15 protein-coding genes are annotated in these 22,283 nt (G+C 45.9%); 5 read left to right on the top strand and 10 right to left on the bottom strand.

All coding sequences use genetic code 11. The annotated features are described in order from the left end of the window. Window positions 1-100 precede the first annotated feature (100 nt). The 5 genes from alaS (at window position 101) to D3H65_RS25770 (ending at window position 8,132) form a co-directional block, all read left to right on the top strand. Window positions 101-2,737, top strand: a complete 2,637-nt coding sequence (alaS, locus tag D3H65_RS25790) for an alanine--tRNA ligase (RefSeq protein ID WP_119053061.1) — start codon at window positions 101-103, stop codon at window positions 2,735-2,737. Window positions 2,738-3,011: 274 nt separating this feature from the next. Beyond that, window positions 3,012-4,028, top strand: coding sequence for a PDZ domain-containing protein (locus D3H65_RS25785; protein WP_119053060.1), 1,017 nt, complete (start codon window positions 3,012-3,014; stop codon window positions 4,026-4,028). Between the two features lie 255 nt (window positions 4,029-4,283). Continuing rightward, window positions 4,284-5,738 (top strand): Asp-tRNA(Asn)/Glu-tRNA(Gln) amidotransferase subunit GatB, encoded by a 1,455-nt coding sequence (gene gatB / locus D3H65_RS25780; RefSeq protein ID WP_119053059.1) that lies wholly within the window; start codon window positions 4,284-4,286, stop codon window positions 5,736-5,738. 6 nt (window positions 5,739-5,744) lie between these two features. Beyond that, a complete protein-coding gene (locus D3H65_RS25775; protein WP_119053058.1) occupies window positions 5,745-6,935 on the top strand; it encodes a TlpA disulfide reductase family protein in 1,191 nt (396 codons plus the stop codon). Window positions 6,936-7,448: 513 nt separating this feature from the next. Beyond that, window positions 7,449-8,132 (top strand): hypothetical protein, encoded by a 684-nt coding sequence (locus D3H65_RS25770; RefSeq protein ID WP_119053057.1) that lies wholly within the window; start codon window positions 7,449-7,451, stop codon window positions 8,130-8,132. A gap of 163 nt (window positions 8,133-8,295) precedes the next feature. Here D3H65_RS25770 and D3H65_RS25765 read toward each other — a convergent pair whose 3' ends face one another. The 10 genes from D3H65_RS25765 to D3H65_RS25720 form a co-directional block, all read right to left on the bottom strand. Next, window positions 8,296-9,507, bottom strand: a complete 1,212-nt coding sequence (locus tag D3H65_RS25765; protein WP_119053056.1) for an IS256 family transposase — start codon at window positions 9,505-9,507, stop codon at window positions 8,296-8,298. A gap of 88 nt (window positions 9,508-9,595) precedes the next feature. Beyond that, on the bottom strand, window positions 9,596-10,063 hold the full coding sequence (locus tag D3H65_RS25760; RefSeq protein WP_162915815.1) for a hypothetical protein: 468 nt from the start codon (window positions 10,061-10,063) through the stop codon (window positions 9,596-9,598). After that, a complete protein-coding gene (locus tag D3H65_RS25755) occupies window positions 10,053-10,397 on the bottom strand; it encodes a hypothetical protein (protein ID WP_119053054.1) in 345 nt (114 codons plus the stop codon). The genes D3H65_RS25760 and D3H65_RS25755 overlap by 11 nt, the downstream gene beginning before the upstream one ends. 71 nt (window positions 10,398-10,468) lie before the next feature. After that, window positions 10,469-11,155, bottom strand: coding sequence for an RHS repeat domain-containing protein (locus D3H65_RS25750; protein WP_119053053.1), 687 nt, complete (start codon window positions 11,153-11,155; stop codon window positions 10,469-10,471). Beyond that, window positions 11,109-11,423 carry a hypothetical protein gene (locus D3H65_RS25745; RefSeq protein WP_119053052.1) on the bottom strand — a complete coding sequence of 105 codons (315 nt, stop codon included), beginning with the start codon at window positions 11,421-11,423 and terminating at the stop codon, window positions 11,109-11,111. The genes D3H65_RS25750 and D3H65_RS25745 overlap by 47 nt, the downstream gene beginning before the upstream one ends. 168 nt (window positions 11,424-11,591) lie before the next feature. Beyond that, on the bottom strand, window positions 11,592-13,019 hold the full coding sequence (locus D3H65_RS25740; protein ID WP_119053051.1) for a RagB/SusD family nutrient uptake outer membrane protein: 1,428 nt from the start codon (window positions 13,017-13,019) through the stop codon (window positions 11,592-11,594). Window positions 13,020-13,037: 18 nt separating this feature from the next. After that, window positions 13,038-16,073, bottom strand: a complete 3,036-nt coding sequence (locus D3H65_RS25735) for a SusC/RagA family TonB-linked outer membrane protein (protein ID WP_119053050.1) — start codon at window positions 16,071-16,073, stop codon at window positions 13,038-13,040. Window positions 16,074-16,616: 543 nt separating this feature from the next. Beyond that, window positions 16,617-17,426, bottom strand: coding sequence for a hypothetical protein (locus D3H65_RS25730; RefSeq protein ID WP_119053049.1), 810 nt, complete (start codon window positions 17,424-17,426; stop codon window positions 16,617-16,619). A 38-nt stretch (window positions 17,427-17,464) separates the two neighbouring features. Continuing rightward, the gene (locus D3H65_RS25725) at window positions 17,465-18,856 is read right to left on the bottom strand and encodes a RagB/SusD family nutrient uptake outer membrane protein (protein WP_119053048.1); all 1,392 of its coding nucleotides are present in this window, start codon (window positions 18,854-18,856) and stop codon (window positions 17,465-17,467) included. 14 nt (window positions 18,857-18,870) lie between these two features. Continuing rightward, window positions 18,871-21,963, bottom strand: a complete 3,093-nt coding sequence (locus tag D3H65_RS25720; RefSeq protein ID WP_119053047.1) for a SusC/RagA family TonB-linked outer membrane protein — start codon at window positions 21,961-21,963, stop codon at window positions 18,871-18,873. Between the last annotated feature and the right edge of the window lie 320 nt (window positions 21,964-22,283).

Below are 22,283 nucleotides of genomic sequence, written 5' to 3'. Positions count from 1 at the left end.
CTAAAAAGGGATAAATGGCTATCGGCCTTTAAAGGGAATAGGCACCCATTGATAAGGGCGTTTCACGTTAACAAAGATTGTTCCGAATAATATGACAACGATGACCAGTGCAGAAATCAGGCAGCATTTCCTGGATTTTTTCCGTTCGAAAGGGCATACGATAGTTCCATCGGCCCCGATAGTAGTGAAGAATGACCCTACGCTGCTGTTTACGAATGCGGGTATGAACCAGTTCAAGGATTATTTTCTGGGGAATAAGCAGGCGCCGCACCACCGGGTGGCGGATACGCAAAAGTGTTTGCGGGTAAGCGGCAAGCACAATGACCTGGAAGAAGTAGGGGTGGATACGTATCACCATACGATGTTTGAGATGTTGGGCAACTGGAGCTTTGGCGATCCGGCCAATCCTACAGCGGGTTATTTCAAGAAGGAAGCGATTGCCTGGAGCTGGGAACTGCTGACGGAGGTATTTAAGCTGCCGAAAGACCGGCTGTATGTGACGGTATTTGAGGGGGATGGCAAAGAGCAATTACCCAAAGATGAGGAGGCCTTTAATGAATGGAAGCAATGGATTGCGGAAGACCGGATACTGCTGGGCAATAAGAAAGATAATTTCTGGGAGATGGGAGATACGGGTCCCTGCGGCCCCTGTACGGAGATCCATGTGGATTGCCGGACAGACGAGGAGCGTAAAAAACAGGATGGCAAAGAGCTGGTGAATAATGACCATCCGCAGGTGATCGAGATCTGGAACAATGTGTTTATACAGTTTAACCGCCTGAAAGATGGCAAACTGGATTCATTGCCAGCCAAGCACGTTGATACGGGTATGGGCTTTGAGCGGCTGGTGCGGGTATTACACGGCAAGCAATCGAATTACGATACGGATATCTTCAGTGGTACGATTGCATCCACGGGTAAGATCGTTCACAAAACATACGACGCTACGGACAGCAAGGAAGCGGTTGCCTTCCGGGTTATTGCGGATCACATCCGGGCGATCAGTTTTACGATTGCCGACGGGCAACTTCCTTCCAATACGGGGGCGGGCTATGTTATCCGCCGGATATTGAGAAGGGCGGTACGGTATTATTATAGTTACCTGGATTATAAGCAGCCTTTGTTGTTCCAGCTGGTGCCGGTACTGGCAGAGCAATTCAAAGCGGTATTCCCTGAGTTGCACCAACAGGTGGATTTTGTGAGCAAGGTGGTGAAAGAAGAAGAAGAAGCATTTCTGCGCACGCTGGACAAGGGATTGAAAAAAATAGATGAGCTGGTAGCGGGCGCCAAAAATAAAACGATCAACGGGACAGCAGCTTTTGAGCTGTATGATACTTATGGTTTCCCGGTAGACCTTACCAGGCTGATAGCGGGTGAGCAAAACCTGCAGGTAGACGAAGCTGGGTTTGAAAAGGAAATGCAGCAGCAGAAAGAAAGAAGCCGCGCGGCCACAACACTGGATACGGAAGACTGGGTGAATATCTACGAAAGCAAGGGGCAGAAGTTTGTGGGCTATGAGCTGCTGAAGGTGCAAACGAAGGTGATCAAGTACCGCAAGATCAAAGCCAAGGGCAAAGAATCATTCCAGCTGGTGCTGGACACTACGCCTTTTTATGCAGAGAGCGGCGGACAGGTAGGTGATACGGGAGAGCTTTATTTTGACGGAGAGATCGTAGCGGTAACGGATACGAAAAAGGAGAATGACCTGATCGTTCACTTTACGGATAAGCTGCCGATCAATATTACGGCGCCGGTGGATGCACAAGTGGATACGGAACGCCGCCGCAAGATCATGGTGCATCACTCGGCCACGCACCTGCTGCATGCAGCGCTGCGCAAGGTGCTGGGCACGCATGTGGCGCAAAAAGGATCGCTGGTGAATGATGAATACTTACGTTTTGACGTATCGCACTTTGCCAAGATCAGCGAAGAAGAGTTGGGAAAAGTAGAAGCGCTGGTGAATGAGAAGATACGGGAGAATATCCCGGTGGTGATCAAAGAGATGCCGAAGGAAGAAGCGATGCAATCGGGGGCCATGGCTTTGTTTGGTGAAAAATACAGTGACGTGGTACGTGTGGTAACGATTGATCCGACCTATTCGATCGAATTATGCGGCGGCACGCATGTAGGGGCTACGGGAGAACTGGGCATCCTGAAAATAAAGCTGGAAACAGCAGTTGCAGCGGGTGTACGCCGTATTGAAGCGGTGTGCGGCAGTGCGGCAGAAGTATTTATCAATGAGCAGTTTGGTGTGCTGCGCGGTGTGCGGGAATCGCTGAAAAACCCGAAAGAACTGATTAAGGCGGTAGAGGGTTTGTCTGCGGAGAACAATGAACTGAAGAAGAAGCTGGATCACCTGGAAAACAGGATGCTGGTAGGTATCCGGAATGAACTGCTGACAAAAGATGAGATCATCAATGGGGTGACCTATATCGGGGATATTGTAGAAGTGAGCAATGCAGATGCGTTGAAGAAGCTGTGCTTTGACCTCAAAAATAACCTGCATGATTATGTAGCGGTACTGGGCGCCAATATCGGGGGCAAACCCTTTGTGGCGATCGGTATTTCAGATACGGTAGTTGCCGCCAGGGGACTGGATGCGGGCAAGATCATCAAAGAACAGGTGGCCCCGCTGATCAAAGGCGGCGGGGGTGGTCAAAAGAACCTCGCTACGGCCGGGGGCCAGGAAGCGGGCGGATTGAGGCAAGTGATTGAGAAAGTGAAGTCGCTGCTATAGGAAACAGCTGCGGGCTGTGAATGTCAGCCAACAAGATAATTTGTAATAGGGTGAGCCGCCTTTGCGAAGGCGGCCCACCCTTTTCTTTTAGGCTTCGTTGGGAATAGTCAGCCCTGTTGAGCTGTTTAACGGCCTTTTAGCAGGCGACTCAGGGGATTTTCCTAATACTCTGTTAAAGCGCCTCTCCCATTTCCGAAATTTTTCGTATTTCAATTATTTCCCTATATTTGATGTACGAAGGTCAACGTAGTTAACATACTTAAACATTTAAATCATGCGCAGATATTTCTTACCCCTCACCGGATTGGCAGCGATGGTACTGCTGCTTAACCAGCCGGTAGCCGCTCAGGATGAAAAGAGCAGCGATAAGACTAAAGAAAAGATCAAACAATATGATGAGATCATCATCCGCAAAAAGAGTGATAAGGATGGCAAGGTGACTGTGGAGATCAAAGATGGCGAGGTAACGGTAAACGGTAAACCGCTGGATGATTATGAAGATGAGAATCTGTCGGTGCGCAAGCGCAAGTCCGGCGCTATAGTGGGAAACATCTCTCCCTTCCGCAGTAATGGCGGCAACTGGAGCTTCAATAGCGATAACATGAATTTTGACTCCTTTATAAAAGAAGGCAAGACTGCTTTCCTGGGTGTTGCTACGGATGATGGCAAGGAAGGAGCCCGGATCGACGAGGTGACAAAAGGAAGCCCTGCCGAGAAAGCCGGCCTGAAAAAAGGGGATGTGATCACGAAGATCGGCGATCAGGGTGTATTCAGCCAGGACGATGTTGCCAAAGAAGTAAAAAAACACAAGCCGGAAGAGAAGTTGACGATTACCTACAAACGTGATGGGAAAGAGCAGAAAACCACGGCTACGCTGGGCAAAAGATCAGAGGCCGCGGCGCTGGCATTTGGCAATGCAGATGGATTTGCAGCGCCGCATATACAACCGATGCCCAATTTTAACTTCAACTGGGATGACAATGGCAGCGGCCCGCGTGTACTATATGGTGGCCGCCCGCGGCTGGGTATCAAGGCGCAGGACACGGAAGATGGCAAAGGCGTGAAAGTACTGGATGTGGATGATGAGTCTGTTGCCGGAAAAGCGGGTATCAAGGAAGATGATATTATTACAGAATTTAATGGCAAGGCTGTGAACAGCGCTGATGAACTGGCAGCAGCTGCCCGTGATGCAAAGGAAAAGCCTTCTGTAACGGTAAAACTGACGCGGGATGGAAAAGCCCAAACGGTGGAACTGAAAACGCCGAAGAAGCTGAAGACGGCCAACCTGTAAACATTCTGTCAACAACACTATATCAGGGCCTTCCGGGAAACCGGGGGGCTTTTTTATTTCGAATTTAGCATGTAGGATTTAGCATTTGCTCCGCGGGTTGGACGGGCTGCGTATTATCTTGAATTGCTGTGTTCCAGGTGCTTTCCTGTAGTTGGTATAGGGTACGGGGAAGGGCGGAATTAACGGATTATGAAGGGATGGGAAATTAGCCTTTTATGAGGTATTTTTGTGGGCTTAGCAGACCTAAAACAGACTATGGCTGATCTGATAGATACCACATATGAAATAGTAGTAGGACTGGAGGTACATGCCCAGCTGCTCACGGAAAGTAAGTTGTTTTGCGGTGATAGCGCTGCCTTTGGCGGGGAGCCCAACACGCATATCAGTCCTATTACGCTTGGCCATCCCGGCACTTTGCCCCGGCTGAACAAAAAGGCGGTGGAATATGCCATCCGGATGGGACTTGCCTGCCATAGTGAGATCAGCCGCAATAATTACTTTGCCCGCAAGAACTATTTTTACCCGGATCTCCCGAAAGGATACCAGTTAACGCAGCATACCACGCCGGTATGTATTGGCGGCTATGTGAATATCCGTACAACAGGGGGAGAAAAGAGCATTCGCCTGAACCGCATCCATATGGAAGAAGATGCGGGTAAGAGCATTCATGACGCTGATCCAAACAGTACCTGTGTGGATTATAACCGGGCAGGTGTGCCGCTTGTAGAAATTGTAACAGAGCCAGATATACGTAGCGGAGATGAGGCTTATGCCTACCTCACTGAACTGAGGAAGCTGCTGCGCTACCTGGCAATCTGTGATGGCAATATGGAAGAAGGAAGTATGCGCTGTGATGCGAATATATCGGTACGGAAGAAAGGGGATGCTAAGCTGGGCACCAAGGTGGAGGTGAAGAACCTGAACTCTATCCGCAATGTGAAGAAAGCGATCGAGATCGAAGCGCAAAGATTGATCGGCCTGCTGGAAAATGGGGAGCCCATTATTCAGCAAACGCGGAGCTTTGATGCAGGCAATGGTACCACATTTGCGCTCCGCACCAAGGAAGACGCCAACGATTACCGCTATTTTGCCGATCCGGACCTTACGCCTTTTAAAGTTACGGATGGGATGCTGACGGCTATCCGCCAGGATATACCGGCCCTGCCGGAAGAAAGAATTGCCCGGTATACACGCGAGCTGCAATTACCGGATTATGATGCGCGGGTAATTTGTGATGAGAAGGAAACAGCGGATTATTTTGAATCAGTGATTGAGCATACCAGCAATTATAAAGCGGTGGCCAACTGGATGCTGGGGCCTATCAAATCCTGGCTGAATGATAACAATGAATCGATCAGCAGCTTTCCAATAGGGGCCCCTACCCTGGCGGCGCTGATAGGGCTGGTGGATGGCAACCAACTCAACTTCTCTACTGCTTCTACCAGGGTATTGCCGGCTTTGCTGAAAGCACCTGACAAGGCGCCGCTGGAGGTTGCCAAAGAGCTGAACCTGCTACAGGATTCGGATGAAGGCAATGTAGCAGCGTGGATAGAAGAGGTGATGAAGAAGATGCCAGACAAAGTAGCGGAATACCAGAAAGGCAAAAAAGGATTGATGGGACTTTTTGTGGGAGAGGTGAAAAAGATCTCCAAAGGAAAGGCTGATCCCAAACTGACGAACGATATTCTATTAAAAAAACTACAATCGTAATTAATTATGAAATATGCTTTGCGCTGGATGGTATTGGCAGTAGTGGTGATCATGACGGCCTGTTCTCCAAACGACAAGAATGTGCTGGAAATAAAAGGCACGCTGGAGCATGTGGAACAAATAGCTGCCAACTACGCCGGTGTGGTGAATAATGGTACGGTTAAACTGGCACTGTATGAGATCCCTTTCGGCGGTGATGCTTCGCCGGTGCTGTTGGACACGATCACGATACCGGTTACGCAGAAATCATTCCGTCTGAAAGGCGCGGCGCTGATCCCCGGCGGATTGTACAATATAGCGATCGGCGAGGGACCGGTATTGCCGCTGATCAATGACAGCAAAACGATCACGGTAGACCTGGACTTTGCGAATAAGGCTAAGTTTTATACGGTAAAAAACTCGCCTGCGAGTGAGCAACTGAAAGATTTCATCTTCACTTATAGTGATCAACGTAGTACGGTAGAGAAGCAGATGCAGGCGCTGGACAGCCTGAAGCAGGTTCAGGCGGGTGATAGTGCGATACTGGCTGCCACGAATAAAAAGAACCAGGCGCTGAATGAGCTGAATAGCTACCTGAAAAACTTCTTGGGCAATGCCAGCCAATCTACGGTAGCCTCCTTTGCGCTTGGCCGTGCGGCACAAACCTTGCCGATCACCGATTTTGAAGCATCGCTGAACCAGCTCACACAGAAATTTCCCCAGGACAGTAACCTGACTGACCTGAAGAAGAAATATGAATCGTTCAGGACACAGCAGGAAGCACGTTCTTCCGGCAATTCCTGGGTGGGCAAGAAAGCTCCGGACCTGGTATTGCCGGATACGAAGGGCAAAAGCATTGCTTTGTCTTCCTTTAAAGGGAAATATGTGCTGGTGGATTTTTGGGCCAGCTGGTGCGGCCCCTGTCGTGATGAAAATCCCAATGTGGTGTATGCTTACCAGCAGTTCAAGAATAAGAATTTCACGATACTGGGTGTGTCGCTCGATAAGAGCAAGGACAAATGGCTGGAAGCGATCCAGCAAGATCAGCTGGACTGGACGCATGTAAGTGACCTGGCCTACTGGCAGAGTAAGGCGGTGGGTACTTTTGGGTTTGATGGCATTCCTTTTAATGTGCTGGTAGACCCGGAAGGAACGGTGATTGCGCAGGGATTAAGGGGTGAGGCGCTGGAGGCTAAATTGAAGGAAGTGCTGCAATAATCGCGGATTATGTAGATTGGGATGGATTGCGCGGATCTAAGGAAGATCGGGCCACTGAAAGTTGACAAGATAACAAGGTTTACATCTTAATAGGAACGGCTCACCGGAAGGTGGGTCGTTTTTTCTGTCTGAACCGGGATTGGGAGGATTTAATGGATAAAAGGAAGAGGGGTGAAAGGTTGGCTTGTTGAGTTGAAAGCTTGGGTTTATCATAATAAACAGCCAATCAATCAGTTGTACCTGTTAGTGGTGCATGGAGGGGGATGGAAGTAGGCACTATAATTGGCAGGGACGACCAGGCGAGGGATGCCTGGAGAGTAAGGATCCCTACAAACAGGTATAGGATTGCCTAAGGATGGGTAGGGTAGAAAGTCTCTATAAGGTCTCTATAAACTCTCTGAAAAGTCTCTAAAAGGTCTCTGTAAACATCCAAACATGGGCTCTTCTTCGTATATTCAAATAAGGTGGTGCCGGCTCCACTGAAACCTATTTATTTACTCCAATACTTAAGGTATGGCAAGGAATATCTCTACGGTTTTTAAGTTCAAGGGAACTTTGGGTAATGTTACCTATGTGGACAGTGCGACCTATGGGCCGCACACGCGGATGGAGCGAGGTACTTATACGCCTATTTCGCTTAACAAGACGATGAAGCAATGCAAGGACAGGCTTATGAATTGCAACAAGCAAGCCAAAGCGATCTTTGATGCATTGAAAGATGAGCCGCGTGATGGGAGTCTGTGGTGGCGGTTGTTGTCAATTTTCTTTAAGCGCGCCAAGGAAGGTTTGAAGCCACATGTGGGTATGCTGGCAGGACTGGAATGCGACGCTAAAAATCCGCTGGGTGAGAAACTAGGGGTTCCGTATAAGATAGCTGTGGAGCGCGGAGGCAAAACAATGAATATCACAATTAGCTTTGATCGTGCCCCCAGGAAAAATGATGTCAAGCAAATGACGCACTACCAGTTGCAGTTAGTGGTGCTGTATCCTTCTTTTTCGAAGAACCATGTGCGGAAAGAAATTGCAGCCGGCCCTATGACGCTTTTTTCAGCGGAGCCTGGTGAGGTGATGATGGAAGTGGCTGCGCCTTCGGCTGCAGCTCCGTATGTGTTGCTACTGGGTGTCAGAGGGTATAGCTATGTAGCACAAAAATATTATGAGGTGGCGAGTTATAGGGGGATGGCGGTGGTGGGGTGAGGGAAGGGGGAAAACACGAATGGTCTTAATACGGTAGTGTTCCATAAACTGTGTCAGCAGTTTTAATTTCTATACTCATCGGCATGTGATGTTCTTTTCTGATGGAGCTGATGGGTGATGCAAGAGATGCAAAAGACATCATATGACGATGAGGCTTCATTACTCAGAGGTTCAGTTTTAGCCTGTCTCCAAAGATAATCGATAATTGCGCCAAAGTCTGGTTCCAGTTGTGTACCGGTTTATTCCATTTGGCGCTGATATTCTCCTGAACCAGAAATAGTAGCTTCATGAGAGCGTCCTCGCTTTGGAATGCTCCTTTGGTCTTGGTGACCGTTCGGAGCTGTCGGTGGAATCCCTCGATGATATTGGTGGTGTACATGATGCGGCGTATATCCTTGTTGTACTGGAAGTAACCGCTTAATCGGTCCCAATTTTTCCGCCAGGACTCTATAACCTTGGGATAACGTTGCCCCCAGTTAGCTGCAACCTGGTCAAGATTACGTTCAGCCTGCTCTTTGGTGTTAGCCTTGTAAACGCCCTGCAGGTCCTTCATGAACGGCTTTACATCTTTGTAGGATAGATACTTGTGGGAGTTCCTGATCTGGTGAACTACGCAGAGCTGAACTTCTGTTTGGGGGAAGATGCTTTCGATGGCATCCGCAAACCCTTGCAGGTTGTCGATGGAAGCGATGAAGATATCCTCGATGCCCCGGTTCTGCAGATCTGTAAGCACCTGGAGCCAGAATTTCGAGCCTTCATGTTCTCCTATGTACATGCCCAGCAACTCTTTGTAACCCTCCTGGTTAAGCCCGATAATGCAGTATACGGCACGGTTAACAACCCGTCCCTCATGGCGGACCTTGTAATGGATGGCATCCAGCCAGACGAAGGGATAAACCCGTTCTAAAGGCCGGCTACGCCACTCCTGAATTAGCGGTAGGATTTTGTCTGTTACACGGCTAATGGTCGCCGGCGATATATCCAGCCCATACATGTCACTGAGGTGGTCGCGGATATCGCTGTAGCTGGCGCCACGGGCATACAAAGCGATTATTTGTCGGCCTAAATCAACACCTAAGGTCTTCTGTCGCTTGGGAACGATCTCCGGCTCAAAGGTGCTGTTACGGTCTCTGGGAGTAGTCAGCTCAACGTCACCAACCGGTGTTTTGACCTTCTTCTTACCCTTGCCGTTCTTGCGGTTAGCGTCTTCATCCTGGTCGATGTGGGCTTCCAGCTCGCCCTCAAGAGCTTCTTCCAGAAACTCCTTCAATAATGGGGTAAAGACACCGTCTTTACCAAGCAAAGTCTCTCCGCTTTTTAAGCGGGCAGCGGCCTGCTTTTTGAAGGCTTCGAAATCAAAATTTTGCTTGTCCATAATGTCAGTTTAAAGTTACTTAACTTTCTACTGACACACTTTTTGAAACACTCTCCTTAATACCCGCCATAGGATTAGTTGTTATTAGTTATTTTACATATTTACGTATTTTAAATAAAAAATCATCATGAGAAAGAAATTGATCATTTTTTCTCATTCGCATACTTAAGATATATTTCCCCGTGAAGCCATCATAAGGTATTTGTCCTATGAATTGTCCCTCGCTAATATATTCTCCTTCCGCTATGTTTATTTTAGTAAGCCCATAATAGAATACAACTGTTTTTTTTTGAACTATTGCAACATCAAATAAGCTATCTGTGTTTGTAATAACCAATACTTTCCCTCTCATAACATTAAAAACAGAATCTGATGAAGAATAGAAGACTATGCTCTTTTGTTCTATACTCTTATCAAGTCTAATAATAAATCCATGTGTTATAGGCCGGTCTTTAAACCACAAAGAATCTTGACGACTTTGTCCATAAAATTTATTTACCAGAAACAAAGAAAGAAAAATCAGAAATATGCTCCTAAAATCCAAGTTAGTTATCACTTGTTTTTCTTTTTTGAATGTTATTAATTTTTATATACTCTTCAATTAATTTATTTCCAACTTCAAAACCTTCTGCTTCATGCTTTTGCTTTTTATATTCTTTTTTTGAACCTTTACTTTGTTCAACGTATTTCCCATTCTTTCCCTTCACTTTTTCTTTTAAATCTAATGAATTTTGTAAAGTATGCTTTGCTTCGTGTCCCACTACAAATAAATTTGCCATATCCTTGGCCTGTTCGGGTGTAATATCATACTGAGAAATAAATTCAGAGCCTTGCTTTCTTATTCCATCTGTACTGATTGCAACAGCTGTATTATCCCAAGTATCTGTCATATCATATTCTCCTGTTTTTTCATTAAAAGTATAATCAATATCAACTTCAGTTTTACCCTCTCCGGTTTTCGTTAATTGGTTATATATACATGTCCTGGCATAGTTGTACCACGGGTGTCATCCGCGAGCATTGCTTTGCCAAAATCATCTAATCGTGTATGCCTATAAAATGTGATTAGCCTCTTTGAATCTTCCATACTTTTCCAAATCTGTTTACCAAGCTCTGTTTTTGTCATAGATGCTTTATATTCTTTAACATGAGGATCATTGGGATTACCTATTTCTCTTCCATCAAAATCGATTAGTTTAATAGGATTATTTGCAACGTAATTGTATGGAGAGAGATAGTTATATTTTTCGCTTAAAGGATCAATCACATGCCATCTCCCAAGCTGCGCATCATACATCCTGACGCCATAATCATACCATTCCAGGCCACTGCCATCACTAAACTCTTTCTCCTGCTTTTCTTTACCGTTGTACTCGTATTTATTATCGAGCTTGCCAACGGCCTTGGAACTTATCCCCGCCATGGTGAGGCCAAACGGATAATAATGGGTTTCTTCGGTGATGGGGCTGGTTATATGTTGTATGCTCAGGTTATCAAAGAACACATCCCAGTTTTGGGTTTCATTACTGACATAAATATACAAAAATCCGTTTTTGGTCATTGGGATACCAGCGTAGCCGATAGGCAATACCAGGTCGGCGTTACTGACGGGCACAGCTCCACTGCTGGCTGCTACATACCTGTTCATCCAGCAGTATCCAGTTGAGGTAGGCCTTAGGTTTGGTAGCCTGGCTGGGATTGTTGGCAGAACGGAAGCTGCCCAATGCACCCAGTAATGGACTGGTGGTACCGTTGCTCAAGGCTGACAGCATGCCCTTGCCTTCTCCGGCTACACCAACGATGCCGGAAGCCAGAGAGGTAAGGATATCAGTAAGGAGGCTTTTTTTGACTAAGATCGGCAGGTAAATCCGAGAAGTTACATAAAACAGGCGGTTTTGATTGGATATGATTAGCAATTAGATCAATTCTTATAAAGTTATCTACGAGGTCTAATAGGTAACACATGGCATTACTTAAAAACAGATTGAGGAATAATTCAGGCTTTAGTCGGCAATATAAGAAAGCGTAAAGGGCCGTCTCCTGGAGACAGCCCTTTACGCTTTCTTATATCCTATGCTAATAAATTAGTATCCTTTATTCTGAGATACATTTCTATTGGCAAATATTTCCTGTTGGGGAATAGGCAACAGGTATTTAGAATTGGTAGGATCCAATTTCTGAATAGCCGTATTATTTTGAACATCTGTTAACGCACGCTCGATAGGCAGGTTCTTTCTCTTCAAGTCAAAATAGCGGTGACCTTCAAAGCACAGTTCCTTGTACCTTTCGTTCATGATGGCGTTGAGGAGGCTTGCTTTATCTGCAAAAGTTTCATTCACATATCCTGTGATACGTTCTTTACGCAGATCGTTCAATGGCGCTGCGCCATTTATGTAGTCTTCCTTCTCAGCATACGCTTCAGCCTTTATCAGGTACATCTCAGCTGTACGCATCATTTTGATATCATACAAGAAACTTTCTGTGTTGGAGCCAGTCAAGGCGCCATATTTAGCGATCAGATTCCGGGGTGCAGTTTTGAAATAAGCAGCAAACCGGATATCGTTTGCCTGATCATAAGAATCCAACAATTTTTGTGCAGGAGAGAACTGTACCGCAGTATTGGCATCCTGGAACATTGAACCGACAGCTGACCCACTATTGGCAGCTGCCACATTAAGCTTCCAAAGAACTTCGGTTCCTGTGGGAGTAGTCCTGGTTGTCCACAGACCTGTAAAAGAAGCACGAGGCGTTAATCCTTGCTTGGCAATGACCTCGTTTGCAAATGTAATGGCATTATCCCACCTGTTGGTATAAATGGCCACTCTTGCTTGCATACCAATCACAGCAGTGCGTGTAATTCTTCCGATATCGGTGAAGTCGGCAGGAATGAGGTTGCGTGCTTCGGCCAAGTCAGCATCGATCTGCGCCAGCACCTCGCTACTTTTAGCCCTTGCAGGCCTCCAGTTGGCAGGATCTTTTGCATAAGTCGTCATCAGAATAACACCGGGAGAATCTGGCGTATACTTAACAGCATACCAACGCAGCAGTTCAAAATGAGCAAAACCACGCAGGGCCAACATTTCACCTTTCAGCTTCACTTTTTGGGCTGCTTCTGCAGCATTCGCCGTTTTAATTGTATCATAGAATGCCAGGGCACGGTTTACCCTATCAATCACGGCATACATATTGGTCCATGCACAGCCATTTTCAGCATCTCTGAAATCCTGTGCATCGGAAGTGTGCTCCCAACGATAAAGGATGGCGCCTACTGCACGATATTCAGCACCTACACCCTGGCGGGCTTCGTCAGAAATAACGGCTGACAAATAAACTGGTCTGCGACCAAGCCAGGTACCGTAAGTACCAACAGTTGCCAATTCGAGATCTCCCACTGTTTCAAAGGTCTTTTCAATGGGGAAAGTGTCGATAGGATCCAGATCAACATCCTTGCTACATCCAACCATGGTAGCAGCAAGAATAGAAACAAGCGCTATATTTTTAAGAAGTTTCATACTTAACAAAATTTGAAATTAGAAATTAACATCCACACCAAATGTGTAGCTGCGGGGATTGGGGAACTCGTAAGTAGCAATATTGTTGCTTTCTTCGGGATCGAATCCTTGCCATTTGGTCCAGGTCAGCAGGTTTTGCGCTTGAGCATATATCCTGAAGCCGCGGATAGCTTTGCTGGGGTTTTTGAAGTTGAATGTATAACCAGCCTGCATATTACGCAGTCTTATGAAAGAGGCGTCGTTGATATCCTTAGAAGAGAACTGACGGGTAGAACCAGCTCCAACACGTTGGAAATTGGTCACCTGACCAGGTTTCGTCCAGGCATTCAACATGTCTGCGGTCATGTTATAAGACACACCATTGTTGCCCAGCTCGTAAAAGAAACGCTCGTTGTTGTAACGTTTCACACCTTCTGCAAAAGAGAAGAGGACAGAGAAGTCGAAGTTCTTATAACGCGCATCGAGGTTAGCGCCACCTGTATACTTAGGTATATAGGTTCCGAATGCAGCACGGTTGTTGCTAGCGCTGTAAACGCTGGTAGGATTACCGTTGATATCCTGATAAATGGCATCACCAGTTTGGGGATCAACACCGATCCAGCCCACTGTGTAGTGAGTACCGATAGGCAGACCAACACGGTAGATACCTGTACCGGCAGTAAATTCAGACAAAGAACCCAGGCTGGTGATCTCGTTCTTCAGGTAAGCAACGTTGCCCCCAATGGTAACAGTCCAATCTTTATTACTTATCACATCAACTGCCACCAAGGCTTCTACACCGGTATTTTTTACTTCAGCCGCATTGGTTGACAAAGTGAGGAAGCCTGTTGAACGTGAGATTGGCTGTGAAGCAAAGAGGTTCTTAGACTTTTTATTGTACCACTCTACAGTAGCTCTCAACCTATTGTTCCAGGCAGATAAGTCAACACCAATATTGGCGATGGCCTGAGATTCCAGTTTATAAGAGGGGTTACCTGGAGAAGAAGGTACGATACCAGTTACACCAGCATAGCCCCCTGAGCCGTATGATGTAATGTATCCGTAGTCAGAGCTAAAGCCGTTGGCATTGCCTGAAGAACCATAGCTGGCACGCAGGCGAAGGTCATTCAGGAAATTTTGGGACGCCATGAAGTCTTCTGCCATAATATTCCAGCTGGCGCCTACGCTCCAGAAGATATTATTTCTGTTACCTTCTGGTACCTGAGAAGGTGCATCACGACGAAGGCTGGCAGACAAGGTGTATTTCTTGTCATATGAGTAATCAGCCACTCCAACCAGGGAGTAAAGTGCATTACGCGTTTTGCTACCACCGATCGTAGGGATCATGTTGTTGGTAGTAGATCCGGCAGTAATGGCGGCCGGCGTAATGCCCAGTTTGGTATTGAGACCGTACCCGGTAGCATTGAAAGCTCTGTATCTGTTGCTGATAAACTCCAACAAGGCCTGTGCGTTCACCGTGTGTACGCTGTTGAAGGTACGGTTGAAAGTAAGACCGCTTGAAGTCATCAACTGCAGGTTCTCGTTATTACCTTCGTTATAAGATCCTCTGTTACCTGTGGAGATACTGGTACCAGCAAAAGATCTGGGGTCAATGTAACGGCTGGTGTTGTTGTTGCGGTAGTCAACACCTGCTGTTGTTCTTAAACCAATGCCACCCCATACTGCATAAGTAGCAGTAATACCCAGGGTTCCTTTAAACTGGTTGATAAGGCTGGTAGTGGTAAATAAGCGATCGTATGCATTTGCTCCGATATTACTGCCTTTTACATCAGGAAGACCTGCGTTATTAAATAACCTTACATAAGGAAGCGACAAGTAAGCAGCAGCGATAGGGTTAGCCAATGCTACACCTGCTTCAGATTCGATACCGCTTTGCTTGGACCAACCAGCTGAAGAGCGGATTGCAACTGTAAGTCTATCTGTTTTGAAGTCGAGGTTACCACGGAAAGTATAGCGATCGAGATTTGAACGAAGTACGATACCTTCTTGGTTATAAGCACTTAAAGAGGTATAATAGTTCATACCCTGGTTGCCACCGGAAGCATTCAACTCGTAAGAATGGAATTTGCCATCACGGAAGAAATGATCTGCCCAATCGGTATTGATACCCTTGATACTATCCAACAAATGAGCTTCCAGCTGCTGCTGAGCAGGCGTTAAAGTTCCATAGCGGGGATTGTTCTTGGAGTAATCCCAACCCGGATAACCGGTTAAACCTGCACCATTAACAGGAAGGATATTTCCTGGTCCCAGGATGGTTTCTTCAAACTGGAGCCTTTGGTCGGTATTCATCATATCATACTTAATAGTAGGCTGGGTGTTCACACCGTGCTGTGTGCGGAATTGCAACTGGGCTTTTCCGGATTTACCTTTTTTGCTGGTAATAACGATGACACCATTTGCACCGCGGGAACCATATAAGGAAGCTCCGGCTGCATCTTTCAATACGTCGACAGTTTCAAAATCATTGGGGTTCATAGTACGGAAAACACCGGCTTCGATGGGCATACCATCGAGGATGTATAAGGGATCGGTACCATTACCTAAAGTACCTACGCCACGGATGTTTACGCGTGCATAGCTACCTGGCTGACCTGAACCAGAGGCAATGTATAAACCGGGAGCACGTCCTTGCAGGATCTGCTCGAAAGATGCCATAGGCACCTGCTCGATCTTTTTGGAGCTTACGCGTGAAACGGCACCGGTAAATTCAGCTTTTCTTCTTGAGCCGTAACCAGTAACCACCACTTCTTCGAGGCGTTGGTTATCAACTTTCATTGATACTATGACCTCATTCTTACCTACTACACTTAGCTCCTGGCCTTCATATCCAACTGCAGAAAGGGAAATTACTTTAACGGAACCAGGCACAGAGAGTTTGAAAGTTCCATCAGAAGCTGTTGTAGTACCGGCAGCTCCTTTGGCAATAATAGTAACACCGGATAAAGGAAGTCCGGCAGGATCTGTTACTTTCCCGGTGATAGTCCGGGTTTGTGCAAGCAATTGCCCTATGTTCAGAGCAACACATAGCAACACTAAAATTGCTTTTCTCATGAGTGTTTTTTAATGTTTAGAATATCTGTAGAAAAAAGTCGCTGTATTATAGCATAGCAATTGATCCTTGATCAATACAAGCCATAGTTACTTATATCAGGATAAAGGAGGCTACCCTAAATAAATTACTTAAAATAATATTTTTACATGTTTGATTGGGGAAATACTACCGGAAGTGGGTAGCCTGAAATGTTGATGCAGCACAGTATGGGCAACCATGCGTTGAAGGTGAATTAGTACTTTTCTCATGACGTTTAGTTTAGGAGGCTAAAATGATAATAACTAAATATTAGTCATTTTAGGACCGCAAAAGTAATGCACAAGCTGCTTATTAGATATTTTTTTTGCTTTTTGCGCATTAAAATCACCATCTAGATAACTTGTTAAGTTTTCATGACAACAGTGGATGGTATAATAATAATTAAACTTATAATGCCTGGCACTGACTTCTACCTTAAAATTTAACACAAAAAAACCGTCTCAAGTACTTTGAGACGGCTTCTTTTATCTACTGCAATAATAAGAAGGAAATTATCTATTCCATTATTTGGTCAGTATAGTATAATATTTTCCAAAACTACCCGCAGCAACAGTTACTTCATAATCAATCCTAAAGGAATTATCACAACTGGAGAACGTGCCTTTTCCATTAGGTCTTATAGTAGACTGGCCATAAGTAGCATCAACAAACCAAGACTGGGCAGGAACTTCAGTGGTAAAGCTTGCCGGGTTGTCCCAATTAAGGTTGACATTGAAAGGCGTATCGTCATGCCACAAACCTTCTATGGTAATTTTTCCAGTATTGCCAGTAGTAGTACCAGGAGTCAATGCTACAGTATAGGGGCTTCCGTCGGGTGCATTATTGTAATAGTCCTGAGCATTATATACACCTGTAAAATCATTCACATTTACAGGGCAGTATTTTTGTAAAAAAACCTTGAACTCATTGAAGCCCGGCATAGCAATTACATCACCTCCTGTTATTTTGAAAACAAGGGTATCCCTCCTTCCAGTAGGGTAACCGTTGAACTTTCCTTTCAAGTAAATAGTGTCCACAGCTTTGCCGGCAGGAATGGTTACTGTTTTTTTGTCAAGCGTGTACTGCTGTCCTTCAGCAGCACCGGAAGGGGAAGAGATAGTAAACTGAACGGTCCTGTCCTGATCTGCTGTGGTGGTCAGACCTACCGGTATTTTATAAACAGTATTGGCATCCTGGGTAACAAAATAGGATCCTGAGGTTTGATAGTTGAAATGTGCCTCCTGTGGAGGAACGGTGGTTTTTTCTTTTTTACAACCCGCTGCCAGGTATCCCAGGCCTGCTATGAGTAGTAAACAGCTTATTTTTTGTATCATAAAACAAAATTGACTGTGTGTATGAATTGGATGTATTATTACTGCCTGTACGTTGGGTTCTGGATCATATTTTCATTAGCAAGAATTTCGGTACCAGGAATCGGGTAATAATATTCTTTATCTGTTGGACTGAGCGTTGTTTTAGCAGATGCGTTTATTGCATCCTGGGGAAGCCTTGTTACAGGCAATAATTTCCGACGCAGGTCATTCATTCGCTGGCCTTCGAAAGCCAGCTCTTTAAATCTTTCCAATATGACAGCATTAATGAGGCTTTCCTTAGAGGCGAAAACTTCATCCACATACCCGGCGATCCTTTGTTTACGTAAAGCGTTCAGATCGGCAGCACCCAGTGCCACCTGATTGTTTTCGGCGTATGCTTCGGCCCTGATCAGGTACATTTCGGCTGTGCGGAATACTTTCACGTCGGCACGACCTGGCTCGGAAGGGGTTCCGCCGATGTATTTGGCTACAGAGTAACGGCTGCCTCCTCTGTCAAGTACCGTGCTGGCTAACCGAATATCGTTCGCAGCAAAAGTATTCAATAGCTTGAACGAAACTCCATACATAATTTTTGAAGAAGTACGGTCATAATACGAATCACCTAACCGGCCCTGGCCAGAAGTTCTTTTATGTTTCCAGATAACTTCCGCTTCAGTTTGGTCTGTCCAGATACCAGGATACTGGGCTGATGTTGCCAATGGAACAGCATTAATGGCTGCAGTTGCTGCGGTAATAGCTGTGCCCCAGTCTTTCTGATAGAGCGCTACCCTGGCCTGCAAGGCGCTAATGGCTTTTGCTGTAAAGCGTGTATTATCAGTAAAGGAGGCGGGCATCAGGCCTGCTGCTGTAGTCAGGTCTTGATTAACCTTTGCAAATACTTCTCCTACAGTAAGGCGTGCCGGCTTTTGAATTTTGGACTCGGTAACATACGGTACACCGAGAGAGCCTGACTGGAGGTTTTCGGCATAATTAATGAGCACCTGGAATTCACAAAACGCTCTTATAGCCAAGGCTTCAGCCTTAATCCTATCCCTGGTGGCAGCATCTGCAGCAGAGAGACCAGTGAGCTTATCAGCAGCGGCAATTACACGATTGGCTCGGTCAACGCCAAAAGCATAGCGGCCCCAGGCTGCAGTAACTTCACCAACACCTGGATCGGTTTGCCAACGATGGGCAATTACACCCCTGCCGGTATTGTTTTCAGTGGGCAGGTTGGCCTCATCTGAATACAGACTGGTGGCATAAATTTCTGCATCATAAGATCCATTTATGTTGATGTAAACCCCTACCATCCCTTTTTCAAGAAATGGAACGGTAGTCATGGCAGTTTCTTCTACTATACTATCCGAGGGTAATATTTCCAGTTGTTTTTTGCAGGAAACGCCTATCAAGGCCAAACCTGCTATCCATGCAATTCTTTTCATCTTCATATACTGAATTTTTCTTAGAAGGTTAAGTTGATACCAAATGTAAATGTGCGGGCATTGGGGTACTCGAACGTGCTGATATTGTTGTTGTCTTCGGGATCAAATCCCCTCCAGGTGGTCCAGGTATACAGGTTTTGAGCCTGCGCGAAGACGGTAGCAGCAGAGAATATGGCGATTTGCTGCAAATACTTGCGCGGAATATTGTATCCTACATTCAGGTTTCTAAAACGTACATAAGAGGCATCCTGTATATCTTTAGAAGAAAAGCTTCTGGCGCTACCAAATCTTTGCACTTTAGCCACATCGCCTGGTTTTCTCCAACGTTTGAACCATTCAGTAGACTGGTTGCTGGTAGCAAAAGAGTAATTTTCATTAAAGAAATCCTCGTTATTATATCGTTTGTTGCCGGCAGCAAAGGAGAAGAAAGCCTCTATATAAATTCCTTTATAGTTAAGGCTACCATTAAAACCACCATTTACCTTGGGTAACCAGCTGCCAAAATCAGCTACGCTTTGGGTGGAGCTATTGTATTGTGTGGTCAGTGTACCGTCTTTATTATAATAGAGCGGATTACCCGTAGCGGCATCTACACCACCCCATTTAGGTATAAAATGGGTACCATAAGGCAGGCCCACACGAATGATAGAGGTTCCGAGGGGGAACTCATTCACCTGGCCCAGGCTGGTGATCTCGTTTTTATTGAAACCTACATTTCCACCAATGGTTACACGGAAATCATTCTTAGCAATCACATCACCTGACAGTGCTACTTCCACACCGCGATTGCGCATTTCACCGGCATTCACATTTTGTGAGGTGGCCCCGGACCAGGCAGAAAGCTGCTGGGAGATGAACAGGTTGCGGGTCGCTTTATTGTACCATTCTATGGTACCACGGATGCGGGAATTCAACACACTAAAATCCAGACCGAAGTTAGTAGTATTGTTATATTCCCAATCATAATCATCATTACCCAATTGTGATACCACATAACCTGGCTGACCATTGTAGGGGGTAGTAGAATTACCATACAATGACAAATATCCAAATGGGGAATTAAACGGACTGGCAGAAGAACCATAGCTGGCGCGGAGTTGCAAATCGGAAACGAAATCAACTGTAGACATGAAGTTTTCCTTCATGATATTCCAGGAGCCACCAACACCAAAATAAGAGATTGAACGATTTTTTTCAGGCACAGCTGAAGAAGCATCTAAACGGTAACTACCATTGAAGCTGTATTTTCCGTCGTATGTATAACGAAGGATGCCAATCAGGGACTGAATGACACCTGAACCGGGAATACCATCGCGGCCGCCAGCTACAGTTGGAATGAAGCCTGCGGTTGAACCCTGGGTAACAGCTGCCGGCGTATTAAGCAAAATAGGGTTAATGCCATAACCTACATAAGAGAATGCGCGGCTGGTAGCTTTCATATTTTCTACCAGGGCAGAAGCATCTACCTGGTGCTTGCCGGCAAAGGTTTTATTATAGTTCAAACCCGCATTGCCAAACAGTTGCATAAAACGATTGGTTCCTTCTGAGAAAGAACCCTGAGCGCCAATGGCAACCTGCGTTCCGGTATAAGTTCTGGGATCTATGAAGCGCTCTGTCATCAATTCACGAAAATCCACACCAAGAGTACTTATAATTGATAAGCCATCGAATAATTTGTACCTGATATTGGCCCCCAGTATTGCTTTTATTTCATTGCGTTTGCTGGTGGTTGCGTTCTGGCGTTCCAGGGCTGCAGAACCTTCGCGCTGATCATACACCAGTGCTCTGCCTGCTGTGGCAGGCAATAATGGGTCTGCACCCGGTCCAGAGGTATTGCCACCATGCAGCAATACGCCATTTCTATAGGGCAACTCATAAGGCAATGCGTAATACACTGCCGAGAATGGGTTTACAATGGAGGTTCCATTTTCACCTTCAATGAAGCTGCTGGATGCATAGTTCAGTGTAGTACTTAGCCCAATAGTTAATCTATCGGTCTTAAAATCTACGTTTGTTCTGAAGGAGATCCGCTCCAGTTGTGAACGATTGGCTATACCTTCCTGCTTGAAATAGTTGAGTGAAGAATAAAAGCCGGTACGCTCTCCGCCACCTGATGCATTCACTTCATACTCTTGCGTTTTACCACGGCGGAAAAAGATATCACCCCAGTCGGTAGTATTATTACGAAGGCTGTCCAAAATTTGATCGTACCTGGCAAGCCTGGTTTCCGGTAATCCCGCATTGTCGGGATTCTTTCTGGATAAATACCATCCCGGGCCAATATCAAATCCATTTTCCAACCCTACTTCTTCTTCAAATTGCAGGTGTTCGGAAGAGGTCATCATATCAAACTTGGGCCTGGTGCGGTCAGAAAAACCGTATTGTGATTTTACGCCGAAGGTAACCTTCCCACTCTTCCCTCTTTTGGTGGTGATCACGATCACCCCATTGGAACCCCGGGAACCATAGAGTGCTGTAGCAACGGCATCTTTCAACACATCCACGGAAGCAATATCGCCTGGGCTTAAAGCAGCAAAAGCAGCAGCCTGCACGGGAATACCGTCCATTACGTACAATGGGGTACTGGTGCCGTTAATGGTTCCCACACCACGAATAATCACATTGGCGGCACTACCTGGCTGGCCGGAACCGGCTGTAGCATATAACCCCGGAGCACGGCCCTGTAAGATCTGGTCAAGGCTACCCATTGGCACCTGGTTGATAGCTTTAGCTTCTACCTTGGATGCTGCCCCAGCGTATTGGGAACGCTTTTGGTTTCCATAACCAGTTACAATAACCTCTTCAAGGCCCTTATCTTCCTGGGCAAGTGAAACGGTAAATACATTCTTGTTACCAATAGTAAGATCCTGGCTGGCGTAGCCTACTGCTGAAATAATGATCGCTTTAGCAGAAGCTGGAACCCTTAAAGAGAAAGAGCCATCGGCAGCAGTTGTAGTACCTAATGCCGAGCCTTTGATCGTAACTGATGCGCCAACAACGGGGAGACCGGCTGGATCAGATATTTTACCAGAAATCGTCCTTTCCTGTGCCTGCACCACAAACTGACTCAATATCAGCAGGGTACTCAGCAACGTGCATAAAATTTTCCTCATGAACGTCGATTTTGAATTTGTATAATTAAAAGAGATTATAATGATTGCTTAAAAAGGGACAATTATGGAGTATTGAATGCTGCTTTATACCTGATCAATCCTATTATCCACAGTATCAACGGTTCATTTAGGTATATCAACGGAACAACTCTTAGGCATGAATACACCATGGACCCGCAGTTTCTAACTATCGATACGGGATGAAGAACAAAAAAATGATAAGGGAAAACATCTGGTGAGTAAATTGGCAGATGGGAGGAAGGGTAAATTTTCTTTCATAATGTATTGGTTTAGGCCTCAAAAACTGCTTGTTTGCCAGC

Origin of the sequence: Paraflavitalea soli, assembly GCF_003555545.1 — a bacterium.
Lineage (GTDB): Bacteria > Bacteroidota > Bacteroidia > Chitinophagales > Chitinophagaceae > Paraflavitalea > Paraflavitalea soli.
This window is presented reverse-complemented; position numbering and strand designations above follow the sequence as displayed.